Annotated in this window: 3 protein-coding genes; 1 reads left to right on the top strand and 2 read right to left on the bottom strand. The window is 61.6% G+C overall.

The annotated features are described in order from the left end of the window. Positions 1 to 49: 49 nt before the first annotated feature. Positions 50 to 373: a hypothetical protein gene (locus tag Q8M88_RS07085; protein WP_305595799.1), complete on the bottom strand. Its 324-nt coding sequence runs from the start codon at positions 371 to 373 to the stop codon at positions 50 to 52. 13 nt (positions 374 to 386) lie between these two features. Next, on the bottom strand, positions 387 to 743 hold the full coding sequence (locus Q8M88_RS07080; RefSeq protein ID WP_305595797.1) for a rhodanese-like domain-containing protein: 357 nt from the start codon (positions 741 to 743) through the stop codon (positions 387 to 389). Between the two features lie 220 nt (positions 744 to 963). Between Q8M88_RS07080 and Q8M88_RS07075 the strand changes: the two genes are divergently transcribed. After that, on the top strand, positions 964 to 1,164 hold a 201-nt coding region (locus Q8M88_RS07075), incomplete at its 3' end, for a hypothetical protein (protein WP_305595795.1).

Below are 1,164 nucleotides of genomic sequence, written 5' to 3'. Positions count from 1 at the left end.
GGCGGTCGATTTTGTGGCTGGCTCGCCAAGCTGACAGCTTCTTGCGCGTTCAGGCCTGCCACACCGCAAAGCCCGCCGAGCGCAGGTCGATGCCGATCTCGATTTCGCGCGCCACCGCTTTTTCGTAGGGCATCGGGTTGAAGCCCTCGTACAGATCGGGCAGCAGGCGCAGGCCGTACTTGAACACGTAGACGTTGGCTTGTATGCCCGCCTTGTGTTTGTCGAAGCGCACGTCCGGGTCCAGGCCTGTCATGCCCACGTACACACAGGGTTTGCCCGCCACATAGCCCGGGTTGCACTTGCGAAACTTGGCTTCCAGCAACACGTCCGGGTGCAGCTCAACCACGTAGACCTTGTGGTGGGGGCGCGGCATGGCGCGTGTCAGATCAAGGCAGCAGATGGGTCCACTTGCCGATGTTGAACACCTGAGCGTAGCCGTGTTTCTTCAGCAGCATCTTGGCCATGCCACTGCGCGTGCCGCTGGCACAACACAGCACCACCGGCGCCGTTTTCGGTATCTCCCCGAGCCGGCTGCCCAATGCAGGCAGGGGAATGTTGATGCTGCCCGGCGCGCTGCCGCCCGCAAACTCCGCCTCCGAACGCACGTCCACCAACGTGGCGCCCTGTTGCCTGAGCGCCGGCAGCATGCCCACCACCCGGCGCGCGTTCCACCACTTGTAGCCAAACCACAGCGCCAGCAACAGGAGTGGCCAGTACTGCTGAAAAAAACCTGCGAAATCCATGTGAAGCCTTGGGTTGCGTGCTGGGGCAAGGGGGTTGTGTGGTTCGCCCCGCTACACCCGGGAGTATCTGTCAAATCCGGGTGCTACCCCGCCCAGTGCGCTCCGCCAGGCTTGAACATTCATTGGATTTCCTGAGCCGAGTGACCCCGAAAATCCAAGGCACCGGTGTCCCCAAGAGATGCTGGTGCTTTTTTAACAACAACGTTTTCAGGGAGTTTTCATGGTCATCCAACTTCGTCCTCTGGCGTTCTGCCTGACTTTGTGCACCGCTGCGCTGCTGTCCGCCTGCGGCGGTGGTTCTGACGCCGACGGCACGGTGGATCCCGGCGGTAACAACAACGGCGGCGGTGGCTCGACCCCGGCCGTTGTAGACCGTTTTGTTGGTAGCTTCGTCAGCCCTTGTATGGTCAACGAGGACGTG

Source organism: Phenylobacterium sp. (genome assembly GCF_030693805.1).
GTDB lineage: Bacteria > Pseudomonadota > Alphaproteobacteria > Caulobacterales > Caulobacteraceae > Phenylobacterium.
Note: the sequence above shows the minus strand (reverse complement) of the source record. Positions and strands in the feature narration are given on the sequence as shown.

What these genes read in the sequence shown, in the direction of transcription:
- Q8M88_RS07085 (WP_305595799.1), bottom strand. Translation starts at nt 373, where the DNA reads ATGCCGCGCCCCCACCACAAGGTCTACGTGGTTGAGCTGCACCCGGAC.
- Q8M88_RS07080 (WP_305595797.1), bottom strand. Translation starts at nt 743, where the DNA reads ATGGATTTCGCAGGTTTTTTTCAGCAGTACTGGCCACTCCTGTTGCTG.